We start from the raw sequence: 22,679 nt of genomic DNA, 5'->3' as shown, positions 1-22,679 counted from the left end.
AGTAGACCACCTTTCGTACACACAACGCTAAAACCGTCATGCGACGTTCTTCAACGGCGGCAAGCACGAACGGATCGTGAACAACCGCGTAAAGATGCCAGACGGATGCGAGGTCAAGGTGGTCATTCAATCTGGCGGCAGAAAATCAGCAGCATGCACGATACTGTCATCACAAAGCCCGCGGACACACCCCATCAACGCGACTGTAGTACAAGGCCGATCCATCTTTTTGCCCGCGTAGTTCCCTGATCAGATCCTGAGCGTAGTAACCGAAGCCCGTATTGGGATTGCTGGCCAGTTGGCCCCCGCCGACGTATTCGCCCACTATTCGGCAATCGCCAGCAGCGGCTACCGGTCTTTGGAAGAACAAGAACGTCGCTGTGTCGGACCGTATTACCGTTGCCCCATATGCTCTACATTAGAGCTTTCTTGAACGGTTATAACTAAAGTTGGCATTTTGCGGCTAAGGTTATTTGACACATAACCCGGTTAGGTCTAAAGAAAGATCCCGACGATGGAACAGGAGATGATCCTGTCACAGGCCATGCTGCTGTTGCGCGCGGCAGATGTCCGAATCTCCGGTGGCAACCTTGACGCACTCTCCTTGACTCTGCCCGACAGCAGCATCGTGGAGGTAAAGGTACAGATTACCGACACTCCCCCGACGCCAAGCAAACTCGAGGCTATCCTCGAACGCAAAGTCCGGACGCTCATCGTCACGTCGAGACCTACGCCGGCGCTCTCCGACGCGGCGGCCCTGGACAAAGTGGACCTCATCACCGTCGCGCCGGCCTCAGTCACGATCGGCGGTGTTCAGCGTTTGGAACCGCGCCCGAAACCCGCTCCCCCTGCTGAGAAAACCCACGGACGCACACCCTGGGGCCGCTGGGCTCTGCTCCGTGCGTTCGCCCTCGCAGACGGCCCATGGACCCAGCAGGAGCTGGCGACCGTCGTCGGGATCAGCCAGCCGGCCGTGAACAAGCATCTGAAGGTGCTCACCTCATTCGTCGACCGCGACCAGTCAGGCTGGAAGGCCCACGATGTTTCCGCCATTGTTTCTTGGCTGACAGAGCACTACCCGGGCCCCCGCGGTGTCTCCTCATACTGGTATAGCCTGAAGTCCCCGGCCGAACAGGCGGAGACGGCAGCAGAGTTCGCCAAGGAAATAGGAGCATCGCCGTTGGTCTCCGGCGACGCGGCCGCCGACATCTACGCCCCCTGGCGGCTGCCGGACAGTGTCCATCTTTACCTGCGCGAAGCCGTGGACTTCACCGACGCCGGGTTCAGTCCGGCCAGCAAAGAAGAGGCCACTCTTATCACCACTGTGCCGGAGGACCCCACGCTGTGGGCGACGGCATTGCTGGTGCACTCCCACGGCAGCCTCCCATTGGCCGACCCGATCGTGACCCTCCGCGACGTCCTGGCCGGTGACGCCGTTGACAGCGACGAGGCCGCCGAGCACCTCCGTGAAGCCATCGTCGCAGGGTCCGCCCGATGACGGCCATCAACGTCATCTCCATGTCCAATGCCGCCGACCTGGGTTACCGCGCACTGGCCGACGTCGCCGCCGCGTCCGAGGGGATCCCCGTCACGGACTACCGGATCGTCGGCGGTCACATGGTCCAGATGCTCATCCACGCGTACCCAACCCCGGGGGCAACGGAGCGGAGCACCGCCGACGCGGACGCGGGCATCAGAGAAGCAGTTGCGGCAGGCCAGAACCTCCACAACCAGCTTCTGGAGCGCGGGTACGAGACGACCAATGGCAACCATTACATCCGTACGAACGAGGACGGAGCTCTCATCGAAGTGGACCTGCTGATCCCCCATCACGGTATAGGCAGACCAATGAGAAGGCCGACAGAGGTAAACGGCCGCGGCTTCGACGCAATTCCCGGTCTCGGGTTCGCCTTGAACGCCACGCCTCTTCTGGTCGACGTGAAGGTCCTGCTTCGCGGCGACAAGGAAGATCTGGTCTTCACTGTCCCGGTGCCGGACGTTGAAGCAGCCTTGATCCTCAAGTCCCTGGCATGGAAGTCACGCACGGCCGACAAGGACCTCGCCGACATCTCCTCTCTGTTGGAGATCGTCCAACTGCATAAGGATTCGCTGACGAACTGGGGGTACAGCGACGAACGTCTGGCCGCCAAGGGGCAGCGACTAGACGCCGCGAGGGTCTTGCATCAGCTTGTTGATCTGTCCGGCCGCGGCCGGATCAAGCCCCTGAATGGCCTATCATCCCCGGCCAGGCTGGCCGCCCTGATCCGCGAACATATCCCGGCGCCGCCCAAGTAACCGCCGGACGGCGGCGCAGACGTCTGAGCAAGCATGATCACGCTCCGGGCCCGCTTCCTGGCGTCGAGGAAGGCTCGATGGGCCGCTGATCGGGAAGCTTGGGAGCCCTAACCGCCGAATACCACCGGCGTCCGCTGATGCGGCCAGTATCGGGTCTGTCCCTCGTATGGTTCGGCTTCCCACTCTGGTTATGGCATGACTTACCGCCTTATCTAGGTACGGGCCATGCCCAGGCGATGTCCAGATCGCACGGCGGGCCGGTGTCTGCGGGCGGTTCGAACAGCCAATAGGGGTAGGTCTCGTCAGGAAGAACGATTCTTCCGGGAGGCTGCCTGTTCTCCAGCCAGGCATGCCAGATCCTCCGCTGCCGGGTGTAGAGGCCCTGCTGCTGCATGACAGTTTCGATAACCCCCAAAAGTTCTGCGCATGTCTTAAGACTCGCGGTGCCAAGAACCCAGCCTTCGACGGTCCACCTTGCCAGACCCCAGGACGCCAAAGTCTCAAGAGCTTCATGAACCGTTGACCTGCCAATCCCTGTAGCGCCGATGATTTCGGGTACACGGAGGGCCTCTCGTGCCTGTTCCAACGACTCGTATACAAAAGCCGCAGGAAGCCCTAGTTCGCGAAACGCAGGGCGAACCGCGTGAACTCTATGGCGTGGCCGTGATCTCACGGGTTGTTGCTCAGGGAGGATCAGCTGATACGTGTCCGCTTCCCGACCCCGGGCTGCGGCCGTTTTTCGGATTAGGGCACCATCCATGGCCGCCAACGTCTGAAGCTGCGCTGCGGCCGTCGACTGATGAGTGCCAGTGGCCAGCGCCAGGGCTCGCACACCAAAACTCAATTCACGGGCCCCTGTCTTTGCTGAGGCCTCCTCGAGGGCCCTCAGCATCATCCGCAACCCCAGACCTTCCCTGAGACCTTGGAAGCGCAACTCCATTTGAGCGCGTACTTCTGACCAGGCCTTCAGGAAGGCACTGTTTTCGGTGGCTCCCCCCTGTGACTTTATTCTGCTTGTGTCTGATCTATGGACGCTCCTCAACGTCATCTGACTGCCGGGTTTGAGAGGTTCCTCGCCTACTAACTGACGTGCCCTGCTCCACTCTTTTGCGAGGGTAGTAGCTCTGCTCTGGGGTGTGTACTTCGCATACAGTCCAGCAAGTGCCGGCCACGCCCCACTGAGCATCTTCTGCTGGATGTCAGCGACCGTGAGTCCGGCGCGCGTGGCGCCGGCGACGACCGCCATTCGCGCTTCAGAGGGGGTGCGGTAACGGGACGGGTCATAGATTCCGTCCCTGGCGATGCGCAACACGCGTGCGGAAAGACCCGCGGTCTGTTCTGGATCCATCGGCGAACTCTCAGCACCGGCAACCTCGTCCCGCCGGATGGCACGCAGATCCGCGATATCTTTCCAAAGGGCCGCCCAGATGGAACGGGGATTCCTTTCCGACACGGCCTGGAAGGCTTCGCCGATGACGTGGGTGAGTTGTTGGACTCCACCGGAGCGATGAGTGCTCCCGGGAACCCTGCAGCAGCCCGAGGCTACTGACCTGTGTGGGGAGGGATCCAAAGAAGGGAATCGGAGGGCCAAAGCTTCCACAAAGTCGCGGGCTTCATGGAAGGGGATCTCCTCGACCAGCGGGACGTACAAGTGTCGTCCGCCACTTGGCGAGATGTCCTCAACCCACTGTGCGCCGTGCTGACTGAGCCATGAGCGGAGGCCCTCCGCTTCACGGCTGACCGTGTCTACGCCGCCTGCGCCGGTGTCGAGGTCGAGAAAAATGGTTGACGCCATGCCTGTGAGTGAATAGACCATTACAGCTGCTGGGGCACTGGGGCGACGGGTAGGCAGGTCCCGTTCCGCGCGGGCGGGATAGTTTTTTCCACGATCGCGGGAGACGCGGACGCGGTTTCGGCCAGCGAGGGCCGGGGCCAGAAGCGCCCACGCATAATCTTCCGGCGACACGCCCGAATCGCATGTCTCCCGCGTGGGTGCTTCTTTAAGCGGCCGAAGTCCGCTTATACTCAAAACATCTCCTTACGGTAGTTCGTGAGGGCATGACGAAGCCCCCTAGTGGGTTTGTTCTTGAAAATGCACCTGGGTGGTGTTGAAGATTTGGATCTGAACGGTTGGCGCCGATTCAGTTCACAAGGTGGGCTAGCCGCTTGGCGGTACAGCTAACCAAATACTTAGAGGGCGTAGGATCTTGGCGGATCCGGCGCCCTCACTCTTTAAGTTCCGGTGATGGGCAGAGCCTCCTGATAGATCGGAGATGCGGGATCAATCCACCAGTCCGGTAGCCCATAAGGGTCAATTCGGGTCTGAGAGATGAACTCGTTCATGACCTGCGCCATGGATGTGGATCCACCGTTCAGTTTGCCCAAGCGCTTGAGCTTGGCTTTACGGGACGGGGAAATCAATCCTGTGAGGATTGCATCCCCTGAGTGGTCCTTGGTTCTATATTTGGCAGGATCTCCGAACGTGCCGGGAGCAATGGTTTCAGGCATGTGATCGATGATTGCTTCGATCATCCTGGAAAGAGTGACTTGGGCTGCGTCGGCCATTCGGTCTGTCTTATGCTTGGCAGCGCCGTCTATGTAAACGAGGAAAGGCTTGTTTCCGATGCCGGTGCCCCGCTCTCGTTTCATTCGTTTCTGCTCCATGACCCGAATCTACCCGCAGCGGTCTCCCTTTTAACCTATTAAGTGGGGGGCGTGTCGCCTCGCGGGAATTCCAAATAGCAGATTGACGAGTCCCAGCGCATTCATTGTCCAGGCCGGCGAAGGTCTTGTGAAATCCGATATTGCCGTTCGTGAAGCAGGCGATCCCTGTCTCATTTACGGGCCCGTCCATGGCGTAGTAGGCGGATCCGTCGCTGTGCCCGTCCAACCGCGTTGTTCTGGTGAGATCCGCATTCAGGAGGATGGCCTCCTTGCAGATCCTGCATGGCTTCAATCCTTCGCATCAGTTCAGGGCTGGCCCAGGATTGATCCTCTGGTGTCAGCTGCAGGCGGACCGATTCGCCATTGAACGGCTGACGATCAGCTGGCCGGAGTACATCAGCCGGCGCTCCTTGCTGCCTCGCCCACTCCTGCACCTTTCCCGGAGGGAGTCCGTTGAGGAAGCCTACGAATTCCTGTTGGGCCGGTTGATCACGTGCCCAGGCAATGATCTGCTTCTTTGCGGCCCGGTTTTCCCGTCGCCTTGCATTGTGCGCATTCCTTGCCGCCGCCCCGGTGCAGCCCGGGCAACGACGGTCTCCGGCCGCCTTCGCTCGGCACATCGACTTTCTCCCTCCACCTCGCCCATGGTCCGCGGGTCATCACAAGGTGTAGGTATGCACCGGGCGGGAATTGCCATGACCAGCTGCCGGCGATAAAAGGGAAGGGCCTCGGAAACCACTGATGGTTCCCGAAGCCCGTGGTACGTCCCCCTTGTTGATCGCCTACTCAGCGCCTTTTCGGCGGACGATGAAGACCACGCAGGCCAGTATGCCGACGGCCGCGGCTGTGGCTATGGCTAGGCGGGGTAGATCGAAGCCTGCCCCCGTTCCAGGGAGTTCGACCATTGCCTGGGCAGCCGGGACCAGCACGTGGCTTTCCATTAACCATGCCTTGACCGGATCAAACATGGTTCCGAACGGGATAAGGCCCATAGACACTGCAAGGAAAGCGATCGCCGCCAGTGCCATTTGGTCCGGTGTCAGCTCGTCGCCGCCTCCGTTGTTGCTCATACTCTGCTTCTTAGTCGATGGTGGATGGACGTCGTGTCGTCAGGGATGAACCGGAACTGAGGGTGATTGTTTCCGGCTCGCCGGACTCGAAGTCCCTGTAGTCAACGGTGAGCGCGGCGTCGTCCCTGAAATCGGGTTCAACGGACTCCACGACTCCCCATTGGCCGAGATTCTCGTCGACCAGGATCAGATCACCTGCAGTCAGATCTTCAGGGCCGGCATAGGATTCTGGCTGATATCCCTGGAAGGGATCCTCGGGATCAGATTCCGTAGAGTCTTCCGTCTCGGCGGGCGCCTCTGATGGCGGGAGCGCCTTGGTGCTCAGGCCCGGGTTCTTACGATCGTTGTCAGGGATGCGGGCATGGAGCTTTTCGTACTCGGCGTCGTATTCAATGATTTCGGCGGCGGCGTAGTCATCGAAGGTCAATGGGATGGTTTCCCCATCGATGTCTTCTTTGGCTTCTAGAACCTCGATCATCTTCCTGAAGTACAGCGTGGCCTTGGGCCGAACTGAGTTGACGAAATCCTGGTCATAGCCTGGTGAGTTGGGATCCGGGTTGGGGGCGAAAAAAGTCTGCGCTTCGACAGGCCGGGATTGGCCGTTAAGGCAGATGGCCCGGCCTCTGGCCGTCCGCGGGATTGAAACGCCGATGGCGGCGGAGTCCCACATCATCATCGCGCCCTGGGGTGAGAGCCGGCCCATAGAGACACGGGCTCCGAAGTTGTCGCGCATTTCACCTCCGACGAATTCGACGTCCGGACGCTGGAGCCCGACGATCATGTGGATTTTGGCGGAGCGTCCCAGACGGGCGATATCAGCGATAAGTTCGAGCACCGGTGGTTTGACCGGAGCGCCCTTTGGCTTGACCTTTTTCCACCAACGTTCGGCTCGTTTGAGGAAGGTGGTGAGTTCGTCGATGACGAGCAGCAGCGGCTCGAAGTCGGCAAGGCTGGCCTCGCCAACTTCGACGCGGCTGTATCGCTCCTCCATGAGCTCGTGGGCTGCGAGGACAGCCCGTACTTGGTGTTCGATTCTCGCGGCGACGATCTCCACATTTGGCCAGCCGCGGAAGCCAATGAACTCGATGCGTTTGCCGTCGATAACCCAGGTGCGCCAGCCGGCTTGGGTGACGCGTTGGGTGGCTCCGTGGAGGAGTACGGTCTTTCCGGATCCGGTGCCGCCAACGACCATGAGGTGGGCCTGGACTGCAACCCACCATTCAAGGAGTTCTTCTTCTTCTGCCATAGCAAGGGGGACTTTGAAGTCTTTGTAGACTTCGTGATCGAGTGCGATCGGCGAGTGTTCCTGTGGTGGCCTGATCATGGTGGGCAGCGGTTTCCGGCGTTGGAACTCGACTCGGTCATGTTCGAGATCCCAGTTGGCTTTGAGGCGGCCGGGCATACTGGCAGCGATGACCCGTTCGACCCCGGAACGCCGGGAGCCGATGGAAAGCTTTGCGCTGGGTATGCCGGTGACCTCGATGGACTTGATGCCGTCTGCGTCTTCGGTGGTGTCCACCTTGGTGTCTTTGCCCAGCAGATCCTGGATCACGTTCTGGGCCCTGAGGCCTTCAGCGGTTTTTGCGGACTCCTTCTTCATCTCCTCTACGTCGAGTCGGAGCTTCAGGTGCTTGCGGCGGCGGTCGTGGACATCGACCTTGTATGTGCCGTCAAAGTTTCGGGCCGCGGTGTCGACGACTTTCGCACGCCAGACGCCATCATGGTCGTTGATGGTCCGTCCGTAGCGGATGGAGACCATTTGAGGGTATCCGGTGAATCCTCCCCTCCATCTGGCGGCCGTGACCAGGCTCCGGGCTACATTCCTGACGCCGAGGAGCGGCGCGAGTGCTTCGACGGCGTTATCTATGATGAGCTGCCGACGGGCGTGTCTTGCCGAGGCGATGGCTGCTGCGGCCGTCCCGAGCCCGCTGGCAGTGCCGGCAAAGATGGCGGGGAGAGTGCTCTCCTGAATCCAAAGCAGGCAGGAGCCGATGACGCCAAGAACGGCGCAGGCGAGAATGACCATGCTCCACGGGTTCGAAGGCCTGGACAGCTGTGTCCCCGGTGGTTCGGTGCTTTGAGTGCGCATGAACGTTGACGTCATCGCTTGTCCCGGAAAGCTACGGTCGGGGAAACAGCCTGGAGTCGGACCGGGTAGTTGACGTCATCGGCGAAGGCCGCCTGTCCGGTTGATGACCTGATCTTGAGGTTCCCTTCCCTGGCAGGGTTCCAGAGGGCCGGGCGAGCCTGTGTTCCCGAGACGAAGCTGCAGGGGTGCTGGGTCTGGGATTTGGTGGGGGCATTGGTCATGAGGATTTGTCCTGTCGCTGGTTGCCGGCTAGATGAGGGCGAGGGATCCGCCGCGCCTGGGCGTGTATCTGCTGCCGATCAGCTCCTTGAGCCAAGCTCGGACGTGTTCGGGTTCGTCTGGATCGATAGTGATGGTCGGTTCGATCTCGGAGGCCTGAGGCGGACGCAGCCTTGCAATGGCAGCTGCATTGAGAAAGAGCGTTGACTCCGGGCAGGGGGTCAGTTCATGGATCCGCAAAGCTCCAGTGATGAACGTTCCTGTTCCAACGGCGAGGATCCGGCCGGTGCTGAGTTCGTCATAGGGAAGACCACGATTGGGCCACGGGCCAAAGTATTGAGATGCCCAGCGGTTGTCATCGAGCTGCTGGGCATCGGGCAGCGCACGGGCAGGTGTCTGGGCCAGAGGAAGCCGACCCTGGCAGCTGACCTTGGGAGCCGTAAGCATCCACCGGATTTGAGCAAGGGCGGTATGTCCCCTTGCGATATAGCCGGCGTCCTCCAGACGATCCACAAGGCTTGGCCCCAGCTCCAGGGCCCGCGTGAGTTCACTCCGCGTTAGCGTCCACTGGCTGCCGGCGCCTGGTGCCAGATGTTTGATGCTGGGCGTACTTCGCCGATGGTCTAGCAGTTCCACTGATCCCATGGGTCCCCTTGTATTCGCGGTTGCACGTGTACAAGGGGTAGGTGATGCGTGGTGCCGGATTGCAACTCAAGCGGTATTTCGTTGTTTCGAAATCCGCCGATTCCATTTGGTCCCAAGTTTTATCCTCGACTGTAGGACGGAGTCGTATGGGCGAGGATAAAACTCGAGACCCCGAATCTAGAGAAGTGATCCAGACTGTTGATCCCCCCATCTGGTCTTCCAATAGGACGAACATCTTTCCTTCCTTCAGCTCTCACTGCCTGGTTTCCTTCAGGGATTACGGCCCTACGTGGTGCCTGGCTTCCTTCAGGGTTTATGGCTTTATGGCTTCCCGCCTCAGCTTCGGTAATCATGTGGCTGGCCTTACCATTTCCGGCGGATCGAACCAGTTGCGGACGCACACGATTGTGGGCCGCTTTCCAATGGGCCGAGCCGGGTGCTCCGAATCTCGCAGGGGCACCGCTTCTAGGGCGGCAGGATTCGATGCCGCTAAGCCGTGGGCTCGCCTGAGAGGTTGGCTATGGCCGACACTTTCCACTGGTCGTCGGTTCTGACGAGGTCTACGGTTCTGACAAAGGTGGTGTCCGACGCGGCTACCATCGGATCTTCGCTTCGGGTCGAAACGGTGTAGTCAACGATCAACGTGGCCTGTCCCTTTGCAACGTGCTTGGTATGCGAAGGTGTCGTGCGCCGGATGCTTGCCGCTGTCGTGGATCGTCCCTCGACGAACCGGCTCCACTGGAGTCCCCCGTCGCTGGAGAATTTCGTCTTCAGTTCGTGAGCCATCTCTGGCGTGCAGTATTCGGTGGCGTCGGCCAGCCATGTTGTCGCTTCCGGGTCGTCAAAAGACCGACGGTGGTAGGAAGTCACAAAGGCCTTGGCTGCGCTTTCCAGCTCCCGGGCCTGTGTAGCGCTCAGCCCGCCATCAGGGGCTGCCAAAGTGTCTGGATCATCATCATCATCCCCTTGTGATTCCGGGGATTTTGGCGCGGCCGAGGGAGTCGCTGAACGTAGCACGGAAGATGGTCGATCCAGATGGTCAGCAGACTCACTCGTGCCCTGTTGCGGAGTCTGGATCAGCCATATTCCCAACATCGCGAGAGCTATGGCGGCGATGAGGATGCATGCTGTGATGAGGTGCTGTCTGGTCATGGGGTGCCTTACTTGAGGAGCTTGAAGTATTCGGTGTCGCTTTCCCAAGTTGTGGTGTGGAGGAGCGTGCGGTCCTTGGGGTTAAGTGCGCTGTACATTTGGCCGTTGCCGGCGTAGATGCCAACGTGCTCCCAATGCTCGGGGCCGCTGCGTTGGACGACCAGGTCGCCTGGCTGGGGGGTGGTTGTTTTGATCCCGACAGTCCACTGGCTGACTCTGGGGAGTTTGATGCCGGCTTGGTTATAGATCCATTGGACGTAGCCGGAGCAATCCCAGGCGTGGAAGGTTGTTCCACCCCAGATATAGGATCCGCCGACACCTTGCTTGGCTGCCTCAATGATTTTGCTGCGGGTCTCGGCGTTGTCGGTGGCGGTAATGGGCTGATCGGCACCCGGGGTGCACTGGGCTGGGATGGCGCCGCCCGCTGAGTCCAGAAGTTGCTGGGCGGTGTTTTGCCATTTTTCATAGGCGTCGGGAAATGCTGAGACTTGGACGTTTTGGCCCGCTTCGCCGAGGTTCATCTGTTCCCAACCTGGGATATCCAGGAGCCCGCGCGGTGAACCCTGGTTCGGGCCTTCCTTGCCACCGTAGAAAGCCTGGGCGGCATAGATTGGGTCCATCAGTTCTTTGACGCTGCCCCAGCCGGCTGCGGGCCGCTGTTGGAAGGCGTTGACCGAGTCGTGGTCACTGCCGACCTTGATGTGCGGGTATTTGAGTGAGTCGGGAACCGTGGCGTTGGCGTAGGTGTTGATGCCGGATTCTTGGAGGGCAACCATGAGGGCGATGAGCAGCCCGTTGGTGGGTACGCCTGCTCGCTTCCCTTCGCTGACGATTGTCGCGACCAGGCTCATCTGTTCAGTGCTGAAAGTGATGGCTGTTCCGTTGGGGCCTTTGACTGCGAGGGCTCCCTGGTTGGCCGCCGCGGAGGATTCGTTGCGGGATGCCCCTAGAGCGTTGGAGGTGCCACCCACGCCAACTGTGATGCCGCGTTCTTTCATGTAGGCGAGTGGATCGACAGGCTGGCCCTGGACGTGGATTTCGAAGTGGAGGTGCGGAGCGGTTGAGGCGCCGGTAGAACCGACGCCAGCGAGCTCATCACCGGCTTTGATGGTCTGCCCGGCTTTGACTTTGGACGTGCCATCGGCCGCGTGCCAGTACCAGAATTCGGTGTTGTTACCGGCGTCGACGATGATGCCGTTACCACCAGCCGTGCCGCCGTAATTTACCTTGCGTACAGTCCCGCCGCTGGCGGCGAAGAAGGGTGTCCGTTCCGGAACACCTGCGATGTCCTGCCCTGCGTGGAACGTGAGCTCTGATTCGTCCGTGAACCCGTCTGGTATTACTCCTGTGCCGAAGGGGTTGGGGCGTGGGCCAAAGCCGGATGTGAGTTGGCCGACCAAGGGATTCGCATATCCACCTGAGACGGCAGGAGACACGCACAGTTTGGAGTCGGATCCAGCTCCCCCTCGAGCGAGGACGGCACCGGAGCCGGACATGAAGAACATCCCCCCGCTAAGAAGGACGAAGACAAGGAAGAATGCTGCCGCAGCCGCTCCTACGGCGAGGGCTCGCCTCCTCACTTTCTAATGACCGCCGCTGAGCGAAGCGTGGCGAGCTTTTCGGTCAGCTCAGCATTACGGATGCTTCGGGCTGCCGGCGGTGCTGGCGGCGGCGCGTCGATGATGGTGCCTTCCAGCGGCCGCGCTACAGAGCCTCGGCCTCGGGAATCCACGGTGATGCGCTGGGGTGCCGTGGGTTGTGGATGGGGTGCTGGAGCTGAAGCCGCCTTGGCCTGCGCCGCGGCAGATCCGATCTTGGCGGCAGTCGCGACCGCCTTGCCTGAAGGATGCGGAATGAACTGGGCTGCAGTGCCGACGAGGTTGAGGCCTGACGCTACTTTGGCCGCGGTGGATCCGCCGGACTCAGGGCTGTTGTCCCCTCCCCCGGGTCCTGGTGCAGGGCTGCCCGGGTCGACATCCGGGCCGGGGCCTCTACCGGATGTCAGTGCAGGCAGGACGCGCGAACCGAGGGCCAGAGCAGGGCTCTTGGTCGTGAAACGTTCACCAAGGTCTGTGAAAGCAGACTGATTTGGCATGGAGACCGGGGACGGGAATCCACGCTGCGGCTGGGAACGTGTCTTAAAGGCTTTGGTCAGGCGGGCATCGCGCCAGGCATCACGGACCCAGGGCTCTGCCCGCTCGGCGAGCTTGCGAATCGGTTGGCTCTTGGGCTGGTCGGCCGCGTTGCCTATGCCGAGCTTGCCCAGTCGCTGGGCAAGGGTCTCACCTGACTCTTTGGCTTTTCGGTGCATTCTCCAGAGGGCGACGAGGAATATCAGGACGGAGATGTTGACGAATGACATCTGGAGGACGATGCCGAAACGGCTCGTGACGGCGGTGATGGAGACTAGGACTTTCAGGTAGCCGGCCAAGAGGACCAACGCGCCGATGACCATGACACAGGCTGAATACATGCCGATAATGGCCCGCCAGAGGCCTGTCCGCGAGGTGGCTGGCAGTACCGCCACCAGCGACATGAACATAGCCTTGAGACCGTTCCACAGCGACGAGAAGACTGAGCTGATTATGTAGAAAGACAGCCCGTAGATCAGTACGGTCATGAAGAAGCTGCCGAGTTGGATATGGGCCATCACCCCAACTTTGGTGATCACTGGGGACTGGACGTATTCCTTGGCATCCTTGTCGCATGCACCGACCCTGTCGCGAACATTGGTTTCTGCAACATTGACTGGGTTGCGTTCACCGAAGTTCTTGTCGAACACCTTGTCGCAATCACCGGTCAGGACATGACCGAAAGTCACGGTCTGGGCTGGGATGCGCACATAGGTATCCACCAGCTGGGCAATGACGTTCTCGGCCAGCACTTTATCAGCGGACATCGCGGCGTCCGGCCTCGTGCCGGGGTCTGTGGTGATGGCGACGGCGATCTCCCCGCCCCAAGTCTTGGCACTGTTAAGGAATCCTTCCGGGCCCGTGATCGTGGCGACGGGGTTGGCCAGGACGCCGGTGGCGGCGATGGCGATGAAGACGGCCATCACGCATTCGATCAGTCCTGATGAGAATTTGCCGCGAAGCATGTAAATGCCTGCGGCGAACGCTGTCACCATGAGTGCGAATGGAATCCAGTGGAACTGGGTCACGACGGCTTGGAAGGAGACGGCGATGCCATTGAGTGGCGTGGCGATGAAGTCCACCCATTCAAAGGCCAACAGGAACTTCACGAGGGCAAAGAGCACCGCCACATAGAAGATGTGGCCCACCCAGAGGATGTCCAGCATGGAGGTCACCCACATCTTTTGCGGCGTCCAAACGTCGCCGCGGTCCAGAGGAAGGGACATGTACTTCTCGATCCCGATGCCGTGGGTGTCGTGGATTCCCGTGGTGGGTATAAACAAACCCGATGTTTGTCCTGTGCCGTCGGCGGCGAAGGCTGCTGTAGCGCCTGCATAAAGGAGGACAAACCAAAGGAAGAACACACTGGCGGTGCGGCGAAGCGCAGGATGCTGATAGAGCCAGAACCGGATCTCTGCGCCGATCAGGGCGAAGAGACTTACCCGGAACACGGCTGGGCGGCGAAGCAGTGCCTGGAACGGCGACCGGGTCATGAAACGAGCTCCTCACGACGGCTGACCTTCGGCGGTGTCGTCAAGACAGCCTTGGCCCGATGAGATTCTCGGGGCACCTGTACCTTGATGGTGGCGATCCGGTTCTGGGCGTCGCGCATGAGGCATTCACCGCGGCGTTCGCGTGGCACGCCTGCGGCCCCTTGGGGTGAGAGGTGTTTGGTCACCGTTTCGACCCATTCGTCGGTGTCCATCGAGGCAAACCATTTGAGGTTGTTTCTGGCCAGCTGTTCATCACGGTTCCTGAATACGAAACGTTGCGGTATCAGCCCGCGAAGCACCTCTGATCCGAAGTCGTGTGTTGCGTCGTGGCTGCCCAATCCGAGCGCGGCCTTGTGCTTACGGCCATAGCGGATGAAATCCACTAGTTCTCGTTCCCCTTCCGGGGATCCGGTCATGTGGTGGCATTCGTCGACGATCATCAGGGCCTCGCGTGAATCATCGGCGAAGCAGATGGTCTTTCCTATGCCGGCCAGAAGCGCATACATGGCGCGGCCGAATATTTTCTCCAGGCTCAGCTCTTTCTTCAGGGACTCGTTGAAGAGCTCGTCCTTCGAGGGCATGTCCAAACCGTGCGTGCAGAACACGACGGCTTGTGAATCCATGGAGAGGACGGGCAGATCTTCGTTGAACAGAACCTCGCCCAGGTCGATGCTGGAGATGTTGTTGAGCCGCCTGGCCATCCGCTGGCAGACGTCTTTATTTCCGGCGGGGATGCCCGTGCTGCCCTGCATGTGAGCCATGAGTTTCGGGAGCGAGGACAGCCCATGCTGGACCGTATATTGGGGATCAAGGATCGACCCGACGATAGATCCGTCATCGCTCATGGTCTCGATGCCAAACAGCACCGCAAAGAGGGATTTGACCATCCTCGATCCGATCCTTGGGCCGAACATGCGCAGCGGATCCAGGGAGTACTTGGGCTCCATGAGGTCGACGACGGATGTCCGGTCCTGATTCAGGGACCGGGCGAAGGTGGCCCACTCCTGATTGTCGGAGCGGTCGATGACAACCAGGAGGCCATCACGGTCGAAGGTGTGCCCTGCCACTGTCTTGAGGAACGTCGACTTGCCGGAGCCGTTCTCCCCCGTGGCACCAAATGAACCGGAGATATCCCGCTCCATGTTGCCGCCTATGTTCATCAGTACCGGAGACCGGCGGCCGGAGGAAATGTTGTAGCCGAGCAGGAAGCCGTTGGCTTCCCCCACTGCGTTTGAGACGACGGGCACACCCATGGCGAATTCGCGTCCGGTGGTGATCTGGGCGAGTTCGTTGACCAGTCTTGAAGCGGGGATCCCCGGGAGCATCGCCCACCACAGTTCTTCCTGGCCGCCCAGCGGGGCTTCGAATTTGAATTCTTTCCGCTTGTAGAAATCTGTGATGAATTTGGCCTTTGCCTTGGCATCGCCAGGGTTGTCCGCGCCGACGGCGATGATCGTTGTTGCTTGGACTTCGACTTCGCTTTCGGATTGGTTGAGTGAGGCTTGGTATTCACCGAGGATCCGGGCGATATCGTCCAGATCATTGGTGCTGCCGGTAATTGGGTTGCTCTGCCCGCTTTGCTGGTCGTACTGGTCGTTGAGAGTGGACTCAGCCCGGGCGTTGCGCTGCTTGGCTCTCTCTGCCTTCTGGATCGTCATGCGGATTCCAAAGTCGGCGTCAACGGGAAGGTCGTCGATGGTCTTGATGAACTCAACGCCGGGGAACATGAATCCGCCCTGGGGTGTGCCTGTCATCGCGAGAAGCACCTGGTAGGAGTCGGTCTCGCTTTCGACGTGACCGACTTTTACGTACCGGCGCTTGAAAGGCATCAACCGGGTTGCGGCGCTGGTCTGGTCTGATTGCCCGCCTTCATCGATCCACGGTTCGGAGAGCAGCGATCCAGACACTATGTGGGTGGATTTCTCTGCTGATTTAGGCTCCGGAACGGCGACGTCGAGGCTTAAGCCGCGACGCTGCATATGGTCATTGATCCAGTTAAGTTCCTCAGGTGTTGCCGGCTGCGCATGGAATTCACGGGGAATGGCGTTCGCGATCTGCTGCGCCGCGGCGAGGGCGTGCACGATTTCCTTGTGCCCGGGCACCCGTCGTGGAAGCGCCAGCTGGTTGCGGAGCGTAGCGTCTGCGGCGTGCAGTCTCGTCGCGATCGTTTGTTTGAGGCCCAGATCCGCGATGGGGGCTGCCAGCCAGAATGCGCGGGTGCCCATGGGGCTGTGTTCGAGCTCGAGAAGGTTTAGTTCAACTTCGGTGAGGTATTCGGGGCAGCGGTCCATTGGCACGCCGTCCATCATTTGTTCGATGACGACAGCGGGATCGAGGTTGGCGCTGAGTCCTAAAAGCAGCGATTCGCCGGTGAGGGATTGGAACATGGCTTGGTGTACGGCTTTTACGAGCATTTTTGACTCGTCTTTGCCGTACCCGTAGGCAAGGGGGCTGAGGCGCCACATTGCCCAGATCACGCCGTGATTGGTCCACATCAGGTTGTCGGCCAGGGACGTGAATGGGATGCGGTGCATGCAGTTCCTCCTACTTGGTGTTCACCTGTGCCAGCAGTCGTTGAACGGCGGATCCGGACAGCTGCAGGCTGTCCGGTTTGGGTGTCTCGATGGCAGTCGTGGCTGCGGGCTCTACTGAGGTAGGTGGGATCGGATCAGGTTTTGCAACGTTTCGGACGGTTGTCCACGCCGTACGCGAGCAGCTGGCGGGACGTGGGCCGGGTTTCCGGATCTCCAGCGGCGCGCCCCGGTAGCGGCCCATGGCCGGCTTGAAGACGGCTCCGGAGGCGTCGACCAGGACAAGTGCCGGGTTGCGATTTGTCGAGGGAAGCCGACCCACAGCCCAGGCCACTCCCCACATCGCAAGGACGCCAAGGACGATGTCCGCAATGGACATTCGTGTCGTCCAGAGCCCGTTGGTGTTGAGCGCCAGAAATCCCGCAAAAACCCCGGCAGCACCCTGTGTCAGCGTGTAGGGGCCGCCGGGGATCTTGGATCCGTCATGGAGTTTGCCAAGCATCTTTTTGACCTTGCGGGCACGGGTATAGAACCGCCCTACTTCGGTGATGTCGGTGGAGGACACGGCTTTACTCCACTGTCAGGTAGCCAGGCGAAACGGTGTCGAGGGGAAGGTCGATGCCTTGGTCCGGTCCTGATGCGGACAGCTCGCCTTTCATCTGTCCTTCCCACCAGCCGATGCCGCTGAAGACGCCCCAGGCGAAGAGTCCGCCGGCCACGATGCCCAGGATGATGCCTGTCACCTTGAATTTTTTGAGGATCGCAATAACGAACACAGCAGCGACCGAGACTCCGCCGGCAGCCAGTTTGAGCAGGTTCGTCAGGTCCGTGATTTTCTGATTTGCGGTGTCGATAACCCCCGTTGGTGCGTGCATGTACGTGGCCGAATGGAGATCTGAGGCGGTCCCCAGAAGGTCAAGGGAAAGCTGAATGTCGAGCGTCATGGTGCGGGCCTTTCTGTAGGTATTGCGGTTGGTGATGTGGATTTTTCAACTTGGGGTACGGGGCTGAGGGAGCTGACTTCCCACCGCCCGGCTCGGGCGGTCAGTGCCATGGCATAGGTGGAGGAGCTGCCTTGGTCCTGGTCAGTTTCGAATCCCACCGCTGCGAGGATGTTGAGAGTTTCACCATCCTTCGGAGCGGAGGAAGGTACCTTGTCTGCGTTCAGGGAGCGGATTGTTGCCGTGGTGAATGGGACTGGAGAGATGGGCGTAATTGTGTTTCCTGGGGTGGTGTACCTGTCGAGGCCCCCGGCGCCGGTGGCATAGGCCGAGAGGAACGAGGTAGCAGTCGTGGCAACCTCCGAATTTGTCGATATGGATTCGGGGTAGCGAAGAGTGACATTTGAGCCTGCGGGGGCGGGCGCAGAGACTGGCGCGGGTAGCCCTACGGGGCTGAGTCCATCGTCGGTGTTGATCACGGCGCGGAAGTAGCGGCGCGGCCACGTTTCAACGGGCTTGCCATCAATCGTCTTGGTCTCTTTGACATTGGCCGCAACAGTGACTGCTGCCAACGTGGATCCTTCGGGTCTTTCTGTCCCGGACACGGCGATATCGCGGTAGAGCCAGCCCGTCTTGGGAAGAGAACCGGTACCCGAGGAGTCCAGGTAAGTATCCAGGGCAGCGTGATCGTTGCTTGATGCCGACAACCAGGACGCCACGAATGCTTCTGCGTAGGCACCGGCACCATCGTCCACCCGACTTTCGAATCCAGACGTCGTTGCTGCCTCAGATGGAACTTCCTTCATTACCGCCAGGGCAAGGGCCGTAAACGAAACCATCACGGTCAGCGCAATAATCACGTAGAAACCAGTGACAAGAGCCTTTGAACTAAGTGAATGAACCTTGGTCATCGTGCCGGCAACACTTGCCGCCTCAACGGAATCCACGGGTTCGACATTCTCTTCGTCCTTCGTCCAAGGAGTCTTCATCGACTGCCTCCTGGGTCTGGGGCCGAGATCCGGGCGGCGGCCTGATTGGCAGCTGCCAATGCCGGTGACGTCAGAAGGTCCGCCAGCTGACTCTGCCGTGAGGCATCAAAGGGATGTTCAAGAAGGTCCGCGATTCCTTGGATCATCTTGTCTTCGGCACTGATGGCGGCAGCGGCATCACCAATGAACCCGGCGAGATGCTCATCGGAAACGGCCTCTGGCAGCGGGTGTGAACCCTGCATTTCAGCGCCCATTGAAGCTCCTCCTGGGTGGAAGTCAGATGGTTTCCCCTAAGCGGTAGGGGCGGTCACTGCATGTAGGTGGCTGGATCAACTGCTTTGCCAGAACTTTTCCCGGATTCTTTTATGGCCTCCGTTCCAGACCCCACAAAGGAGCCCCTGACCTGCGGAAACGCTGCAATATCCAGAAGCCCAGACGCGGTGCTTACGCCCCGTGGGTCACCGTTTGCTCAGAACTGATCCAGAAACTTGTCCAGAGCCGCTGAGGAGCGTGGTGGGTATCCACCCCCATCCCTCTTCAGGAGACGTCATGCACACCAGCGAAACGACAACACGAGCCCGGCGGACCATTGGCCTCATCGGACAAATGAACCACGAATGGGACACCGTCATCGCACCCTTCCGCAGCAACTACGGAAGCTTCGGACACTTGACCGGCGCTGAAGCTCTGTCGACCCTGCTTGAAGCCGGTAGCCAGGACCGTGACCGGATCTACTGGGGGATGCTCTCCGAAGTCCACTCAGGCAACAAAGCGGCCGAACGCGTACTGCTCCAGGCCATGCTGGCCAAAGCCGTAAACCTCAGCCGCAATTGCCGCGGCCTTCTCGTGCTGCCCGCCCCGGACGCCATGTGCGTAGCCGTAGGCGCCATGTGGGAGGCCATCAGGACATTCCCGATGCACCAGACACAGAAAGTTGTCGGCACGCTGGCGCTGAACGCCCTGCAGATCATCACCACCACCCACCCCGCCCCGGCCAATCTCCCCGAAGCCCGCGAAGACTCTGCCCTGGACCGGATCATCACAGCGGAGAAGGAAACCGACGAACACGTCATCCACTCCGCCACTCCCCTTGAAGAACTCCTCAAGGTCATCATCTGGGCCACCGAAACCGGAACGCTCACGGCGGAAGAAGCCAAGCTGCTCGGAAGGTTCACAGTCTCCACCCGCGAGGAGAAATATGCACTCGCCGAAGAGCTCGGCCTCGGACGCTACAGCCTGACGACCTATGCCGGCCTCATCAAGGCCAAACTCCGCGCCGCCCTGGCTGCAAACAACCTCGAACGCGGATGCCTGTGACTGCATCAAGCAAGGATCACACGGGAGGGTCCTGGTCGGCTTTGAGCACTAGGAACCACTGGGGCCCTGAAGCGATGCGCAGGGAGGGAATTGGGCCTTGAAAGGCTCGATTCTGCGAGTTTCCCCAAATCCACAGCCTTTGCCAGACCACTACATGGAGAGCTACATGTTTTTTAACTCTATATGGGGACCCCTCTACTTCCCTGTGCTGGCGCGGCAAGGCGGCTCATGCCCGTCACAAGATGCACGCGCCACACCGTCACAAGATGCACGCGGATAACTCTGGCTTTTGTTCATTGCAGAACAACAAACCGCCACAAGATGCACGTGGCCTGACCTGGGGAAACACCTAAAAACGACACTTTCGGGAAGCCCAGAAAATGCCCCGAGAGCCCCGTCACAAGATGCACGTGGATAACTTCCTCCATCCACGGCTTCCACTCAGGCACACGCCGCATGGCAATAAGCGACCGCAGCCCACCTGCCTACGAGGAATGACCGCATCAGAAAGGACCCCATGACAACCGCCGCGGAAGATCCCGCTCGGCTGATCAGCAGCAGGCAATTACAGCTGCTCAATGTCGGATCCGCACTTGAACTCTCCCCCGACGGCGCTGCCTCACTGAACTACTCCGCACGGCTGTGGGCTCAGTTGTCATTGCCGTACCGGGACCCAGGCAACGTTCCCGAATGGATCCGCCGAAACAACTCGATCACACTCAGCATCACTCCGGGAATGGCGACAGCCCGCGACGGATCTCGACGACCGGTCTATCCGTTCGGAGTGATCCCGCGATACCTCATGACCTGGATGACCACGGAGGCCGTGAGAACCCAAAGCCGGCATCTCCACCTCGGCCGATCCCTGGCTACGTTCCTCCGTGGATTGGGAATGAACTCCTCAGGCGCCTCATCTTCACGGGTTCTTGACCAGCTTCACCGACTGGCAGTGGCCAACATGAACATCGAAGACCTGCGCGATCGCGGCGATCGTTGGGGACTCGCCGGCGTGAACTTCAATGTGGCCAGCAGATACGAGCTGTGGTTCTCCAAGGACACCACCAAGGCCCCCGATGACATCCTTGGCTCCACCATCACCTTGTCGGAGGATTTCTACCGGTCAGTGCTTGAAGCCCCGGTCCCCCTCCGACCAGAGGCACTCAGAGCCCTCTCCGGCTCCCCCATGCGCCTTGACCTCTACGCATGGCTGGTCTATCGCCTCAAGTACCTGGAACGCCCCACAACCGTCTCCTGGGCCCAGCTGGCTGGCCAGTTCGGCGCTGACTACAAAGTCCGGAGGCAATTCAAAGCAGCTTTCGAGAAAAACTTCAGGGAAGTCCTGGTCCTCTACCCACAGGCCAAAACCCTTGTGCTTGGTTCCGGGCTGCGACTGATGCCCTCCCCCGCTCACATCCCGGACAGGAAACTGCGGGCCATCTAATGCAAAAAAGGGGAAGGACACACGATGGTGTGCTCCTTCCCCCCCTTTTTTCGTGGGTTTAGGAGGGACCGAGGAACAGCTCAAAGACGTAGCTGACGAACGCGCTTCGAGACGGAGCGCCAGTCTCCTTCGCTTTAGCATCGATCCAACGTTCCTGACCCTTGTCCAACCGCAGCTGGATCTGTATGCCAGCGGTTCCCCGCTTCCGCCTTACTCTCCGGTGGATACCGGATGAGCTGATGTTGAGCTCGGGCCGGAAATGCTTCGTGACGTCGTCAAAATCGATCGATTCGAAGGCATCGATCAGTAGGTCCGTGTAGGTCTTGTCTTCGTCATCCATCTTGTGAGCGTGGATTCGGCTTTTGACTAGCTTCAGCAGCCCGGGCGGAAGGTAGACGCCCTTGCTGTCAATGCGCCCCGAAACACTCTCCGAGATGGCAGCCGGCTCAACTGCAACAACTGCCGCTACCTCGAGTGACGGCGACGGCGCTGGATCCTCTGCCACACGAAGTGCCGGTCCAGTCTCGCGCCTGACACGCGGTTTCAGGAGCTGTGATTTGTCTGATGCTGGTGGCTTGGTGGGGCTAAAGACGTCCCCGAAGCCTTTGCGGGTTTCAGGCATGTCGGTTACTCTCCCTCTGCTTCGAGTTCGCTGATCCGGATGAGGATTTCCTGCGTCAAGTTCTCGTAATCCGCAGCCAGTCCGGAGGCATTGGAAGTGTGGAACTTAGGCTGGTGCTGGATCCCCCGTTTGAAATCGGCAAACCTCAGTTTGTTCGCCTGCTCCACTTCTCCATCGAGCTCATGGATCAAACGTCCGTGTTCCCGGGCATCGCGGGCAGCGCCCTCGGAATGCCTGATCCGGGTCGTGAACACCGGAGCCGCGGTCTCAAGGAGATCGGATAGCTCGTTCCGCAGATTGCGCTCGATCTTCCTGCTGGTGGATCCGACATCGAAAAGAACCGCTCCGGCCACAGCCAGACGTGGATTCCTCTCCCGTACCGCTTTGAAGCGATCAGCCACGCCCTCCACTGCATCAGTCGAGCCCCCATCGGACTTGGAAGGGATGACAACCGCAGAAGCCACCGTAAAGGCGCCCTGGACGATGGTCGCCTCACCGGGGGAAGTGTCGATGATGATGAGGTCATAGTCCTCAGCGATCGGTGCCAGGCCGGCATAAAGGAGATCAGCAAACTCGCCTGACTCTGGATTGGACATCTGTCGGACGAGCAGCATGCCTGAAATGTCCTGCATCGCAGCGCCGCCAGGGACGACATCGAGATTAGGGCGGACATTGGCGAGGATGGGCAGCGGCGTGAGCTGGACGAGTGCGTTGAAAAGGGCCGTGCCGTCCTGTTTCGGGTATCCAAGATCGCGGTGGAGGCTGCCCCTGGGATCCAGGTCGATGACGAGGACACGGAGGTCTCCGGCGGCCTTGCCTGCGACGTTTGCGGCAATGGACGTCTTACCGACGCCGCCCTTGGCGCTGGCCAGAACGAGCACCCGGTCGAGGTAGCTGGCCGAACCCCTGGACCCGGCCTTAACAGCCTTTGAAAGTGTGTTGGACATGGGAACTCCTACTGCTGGTTGTGCACGAAGCACTGCTGACAATCGTGTAGGCGATTCTACGAGCCATATTGCAATGATCCGCGCAGGCACGCCCATGGCCCGTCACATTGATGTTCATATAGGGCGTCTGGC

Annotated in this window: 19 protein-coding genes; 4 read left to right on the top strand and 15 right to left on the bottom strand. The window is 60.1% G+C overall.

Translation table 11 applies throughout. The annotated features are described in order from the left end of the window. Positions 1–526: 526 nt before the first annotated feature. Both ASF98_RS06070 and ASF98_RS06065 read left to right on the top strand, forming a co-directional pair. Positions 527–1,498, top strand: coding sequence for an ArsR/SmtB family transcription factor (locus ASF98_RS06070; RefSeq protein WP_235505622.1), 972 nt, complete (start codon positions 527–529; stop codon positions 1,496–1,498). After that, a complete protein-coding gene (locus ASF98_RS06065) occupies positions 1,495–2,295 on the top strand; it encodes a hypothetical protein (protein ID WP_055798931.1) in 801 nt (266 codons plus the stop codon). The genes ASF98_RS06070 and ASF98_RS06065 overlap by 4 nt, the downstream gene beginning before the upstream one ends. Before the next feature lie 208 nt (positions 2,296–2,503). On the opposite strand, the gene ASF98_RS25130 is transcribed toward ASF98_RS06065, so the two are convergent. The 13 genes from ASF98_RS25130 to ASF98_RS06000 form a co-directional block, all read right to left on the bottom strand. Continuing rightward, positions 2,504–3,055 (bottom strand): helix-turn-helix domain-containing protein, encoded by a 552-nt coding sequence (locus tag ASF98_RS25130; RefSeq protein ID WP_442854028.1) that lies wholly within the window; start codon positions 3,053–3,055, stop codon positions 2,504–2,506. Between the two features lie 1,472 nt (positions 3,056–4,527). Continuing rightward, positions 4,528–4,959, bottom strand: coding sequence for a hypothetical protein (locus tag ASF98_RS06055; RefSeq protein ID WP_156372305.1), 432 nt, complete (start codon positions 4,957–4,959; stop codon positions 4,528–4,530). A 782-nt stretch (positions 4,960–5,741) separates the two neighbouring features. Further along, the gene (locus ASF98_RS06050) at positions 5,742–6,029 is read right to left on the bottom strand and encodes a hypothetical protein (protein WP_055798920.1); all 288 of its coding nucleotides are present in this window, start codon (positions 6,027–6,029) and stop codon (positions 5,742–5,744) included. 10 nt (positions 6,030–6,039) lie between these two features. Next, entirely contained in the window at positions 6,040–8,133 is a 2,094-nt protein-coding gene (locus ASF98_RS06045) for a type IV secretory system conjugative DNA transfer family protein (RefSeq protein WP_156372304.1), read from the bottom strand. Next, complete coding sequence (locus ASF98_RS06040; protein ID WP_055798914.1) at positions 8,130–8,339, bottom strand: hypothetical protein; 210 nt, start codon at positions 8,337–8,339, stop codon at positions 8,130–8,132. Before ASF98_RS06040 ends, ASF98_RS06045 begins: the two co-directional genes overlap by 4 nt. Before the next feature lie 28 nt (positions 8,340–8,367). Next, the gene (locus tag ASF98_RS24030) at positions 8,368–8,784 is read right to left on the bottom strand and encodes a hypothetical protein (protein WP_156372303.1); all 417 of its coding nucleotides are present in this window, start codon (positions 8,782–8,784) and stop codon (positions 8,368–8,370) included. 687 nt (positions 8,785–9,471) lie between these two features. Continuing rightward, positions 9,472–10,134 carry a hypothetical protein gene (locus ASF98_RS06030; protein WP_156372302.1) on the bottom strand — a complete coding sequence of 221 codons (663 nt, stop codon included), beginning with the start codon at positions 10,132–10,134 and terminating at the stop codon, positions 9,472–9,474. 8 nt (positions 10,135–10,142) lie between these two features. Beyond that, a complete protein-coding gene (locus ASF98_RS06025; protein ID WP_055798906.1) occupies positions 10,143–11,534 on the bottom strand; it encodes a peptidoglycan DD-metalloendopeptidase family protein in 1,392 nt (463 codons plus the stop codon). Between the two features lie 176 nt (positions 11,535–11,710). Next, positions 11,711–13,759 carry a hypothetical protein gene (locus tag ASF98_RS06020; protein WP_055798903.1) on the bottom strand — a complete coding sequence of 683 codons (2,049 nt, stop codon included), beginning with the start codon at positions 13,757–13,759 and terminating at the stop codon, positions 11,711–11,713. After that, the gene (locus tag ASF98_RS06015) at positions 13,756–16,293 is read right to left on the bottom strand and encodes an ATP-binding protein (protein ID WP_055798900.1); all 2,538 of its coding nucleotides are present in this window, start codon (positions 16,291–16,293) and stop codon (positions 13,756–13,758) included. Before ASF98_RS06015 ends, ASF98_RS06020 begins: the two co-directional genes overlap by 4 nt. Before the next feature lie 10 nt (positions 16,294–16,303). After that, complete coding sequence (locus ASF98_RS06010; protein WP_055798897.1) at positions 16,304–16,855, bottom strand: hypothetical protein; 552 nt, start codon at positions 16,853–16,855, stop codon at positions 16,304–16,306. Positions 16,856–16,859: 4 nt separating this feature from the next. Next, positions 16,860–17,234, bottom strand: coding sequence for a hypothetical protein (locus ASF98_RS06005; RefSeq protein ID WP_055798894.1), 375 nt, complete (start codon positions 17,232–17,234; stop codon positions 16,860–16,862). Then, positions 17,231–18,220, bottom strand: coding sequence for a conjugal transfer protein (locus ASF98_RS06000; protein ID WP_055798891.1), 990 nt, complete (start codon positions 18,218–18,220; stop codon positions 17,231–17,233). The genes ASF98_RS06005 and ASF98_RS06000 overlap by 4 nt, the downstream gene beginning before the upstream one ends. Positions 18,221–18,769: 549 nt before the next feature. On the opposite strand from ASF98_RS06000, the gene ASF98_RS05995 reads away from it, so the two are divergent. Both ASF98_RS05995 and ASF98_RS05990 read left to right on the top strand, forming a co-directional pair. Further along, positions 18,770–19,537 (top strand): hypothetical protein, encoded by a 768-nt coding sequence (locus tag ASF98_RS05995; RefSeq protein ID WP_055798888.1) that lies wholly within the window; start codon positions 18,770–18,772, stop codon positions 19,535–19,537. A 517-nt stretch (positions 19,538–20,054) separates the two neighbouring features. Further along, the gene (locus ASF98_RS05990) at positions 20,055–20,978 is read left to right on the top strand and encodes a replication protein RepA (protein WP_055798886.1); all 924 of its coding nucleotides are present in this window, start codon (positions 20,055–20,057) and stop codon (positions 20,976–20,978) included. Positions 20,979–21,036: 58 nt separating this feature from the next. On the opposite strand, the gene ASF98_RS05985 is transcribed toward ASF98_RS05990, so the two are convergent. Further along, positions 21,037–21,600 (bottom strand): hypothetical protein, encoded by a 564-nt coding sequence (locus tag ASF98_RS05985; RefSeq protein ID WP_156372301.1) that lies wholly within the window; start codon positions 21,598–21,600, stop codon positions 21,037–21,039. Positions 21,601–21,605: 5 nt separating this feature from the next. Beyond that, complete coding sequence (locus ASF98_RS05980) at positions 21,606–22,547, bottom strand: ParA family protein (protein WP_055798880.1); 942 nt, start codon at positions 22,545–22,547, stop codon at positions 21,606–21,608. Positions 22,548–22,679: the final 132 nt, after the last annotated feature.

This window comes from Arthrobacter sp. Leaf337 (assembly GCF_001423745.1).
In the GTDB taxonomy this organism is placed as follows: domain Bacteria; phylum Actinomycetota; class Actinomycetes; order Actinomycetales; family Micrococcaceae; genus Arthrobacter.
This window is presented reverse-complemented; position numbering and strand designations above follow the sequence as displayed.

Coding starts and splice junctions, on each gene's coding strand:
- ASF98_RS06070 (WP_235505622.1), top strand. CDS start 527: ATGATCCTGTCACAGGCCATGCTGCTGTTGCGCGCGGCAGATGTCCGA.
- ASF98_RS06065 (WP_055798931.1), top strand. CDS start 1,495: ATGACGGCCATCAACGTCATCTCCATGTCCAATGCCGCCGACCTGGGT.
- ASF98_RS25130 (WP_442854028.1), bottom strand. CDS start 3,055: ATGGATGGTGCCCTAATCCGAAAAACGGCCGCAGCCCGGGGTCGGGAA.
- ASF98_RS06055 (WP_156372305.1), bottom strand. CDS start 4,959: ATGGAGCAGAAACGAATGAAACGAGAGCGGGGCACCGGCATCGGAAAC.
- ASF98_RS06050 (WP_055798920.1), bottom strand. CDS start 6,029: ATGAGCAACAACGGAGGCGGCGACGAGCTGACACCGGACCAAATGGCA.
- ASF98_RS06045 (WP_156372304.1), bottom strand. CDS start 8,133: ATGACGTCAACGTTCATGCGCACTCAAAGCACCGAACCACCGGGGACA.
- ASF98_RS06040 (WP_055798914.1), bottom strand. CDS start 8,339: ATGACCAATGCCCCCACCAAATCCCAGACCCAGCACCCCTGCAGCTTC.
- ASF98_RS24030 (WP_156372303.1), bottom strand. CDS start 8,784: ATGCTTACGGCTCCCAAGGTCAGCTGCCAGGGTCGGCTTCCTCTGGCC.
- ASF98_RS06030 (WP_156372302.1), bottom strand. CDS start 10,134: ATGACCAGACAGCACCTCATCACAGCATGCATCCTCATCGCCGCCATA.
- ASF98_RS06020 (WP_055798903.1), bottom strand. CDS start 13,759: ATGACCCGGTCGCCGTTCCAGGCACTGCTTCGCCGCCCAGCCGTGTTC.
- ASF98_RS06015 (WP_055798900.1), bottom strand. CDS start 16,293: ATGCACCGCATCCCATTCACGTCCCTGGCCGACAACCTGATGTGGACC.
- ASF98_RS06005 (WP_055798894.1), bottom strand. CDS start 17,234: ATGACGCTCGACATTCAGCTTTCCCTTGACCTTCTGGGGACCGCCTCA.
- ASF98_RS06000 (WP_055798891.1), bottom strand. CDS start 18,220: ATGAAGACTCCTTGGACGAAGGACGAAGAGAATGTCGAACCCGTGGAT.
- ASF98_RS05995 (WP_055798888.1), top strand. CDS start 18,770: ATGCACACCAGCGAAACGACAACACGAGCCCGGCGGACCATTGGCCTC.
- ASF98_RS05990 (WP_055798886.1), top strand. CDS start 20,055: ATGACAACCGCCGCGGAAGATCCCGCTCGGCTGATCAGCAGCAGGCAA.
- ASF98_RS05985 (WP_156372301.1), bottom strand. CDS start 21,600: ATGCCTGAAACCCGCAAAGGCTTCGGGGACGTCTTTAGCCCCACCAAG.
- ASF98_RS05980 (WP_055798880.1), bottom strand. CDS start 22,547: ATGTCCAACACACTTTCAAAGGCTGTTAAGGCCGGGTCCAGGGGTTCG.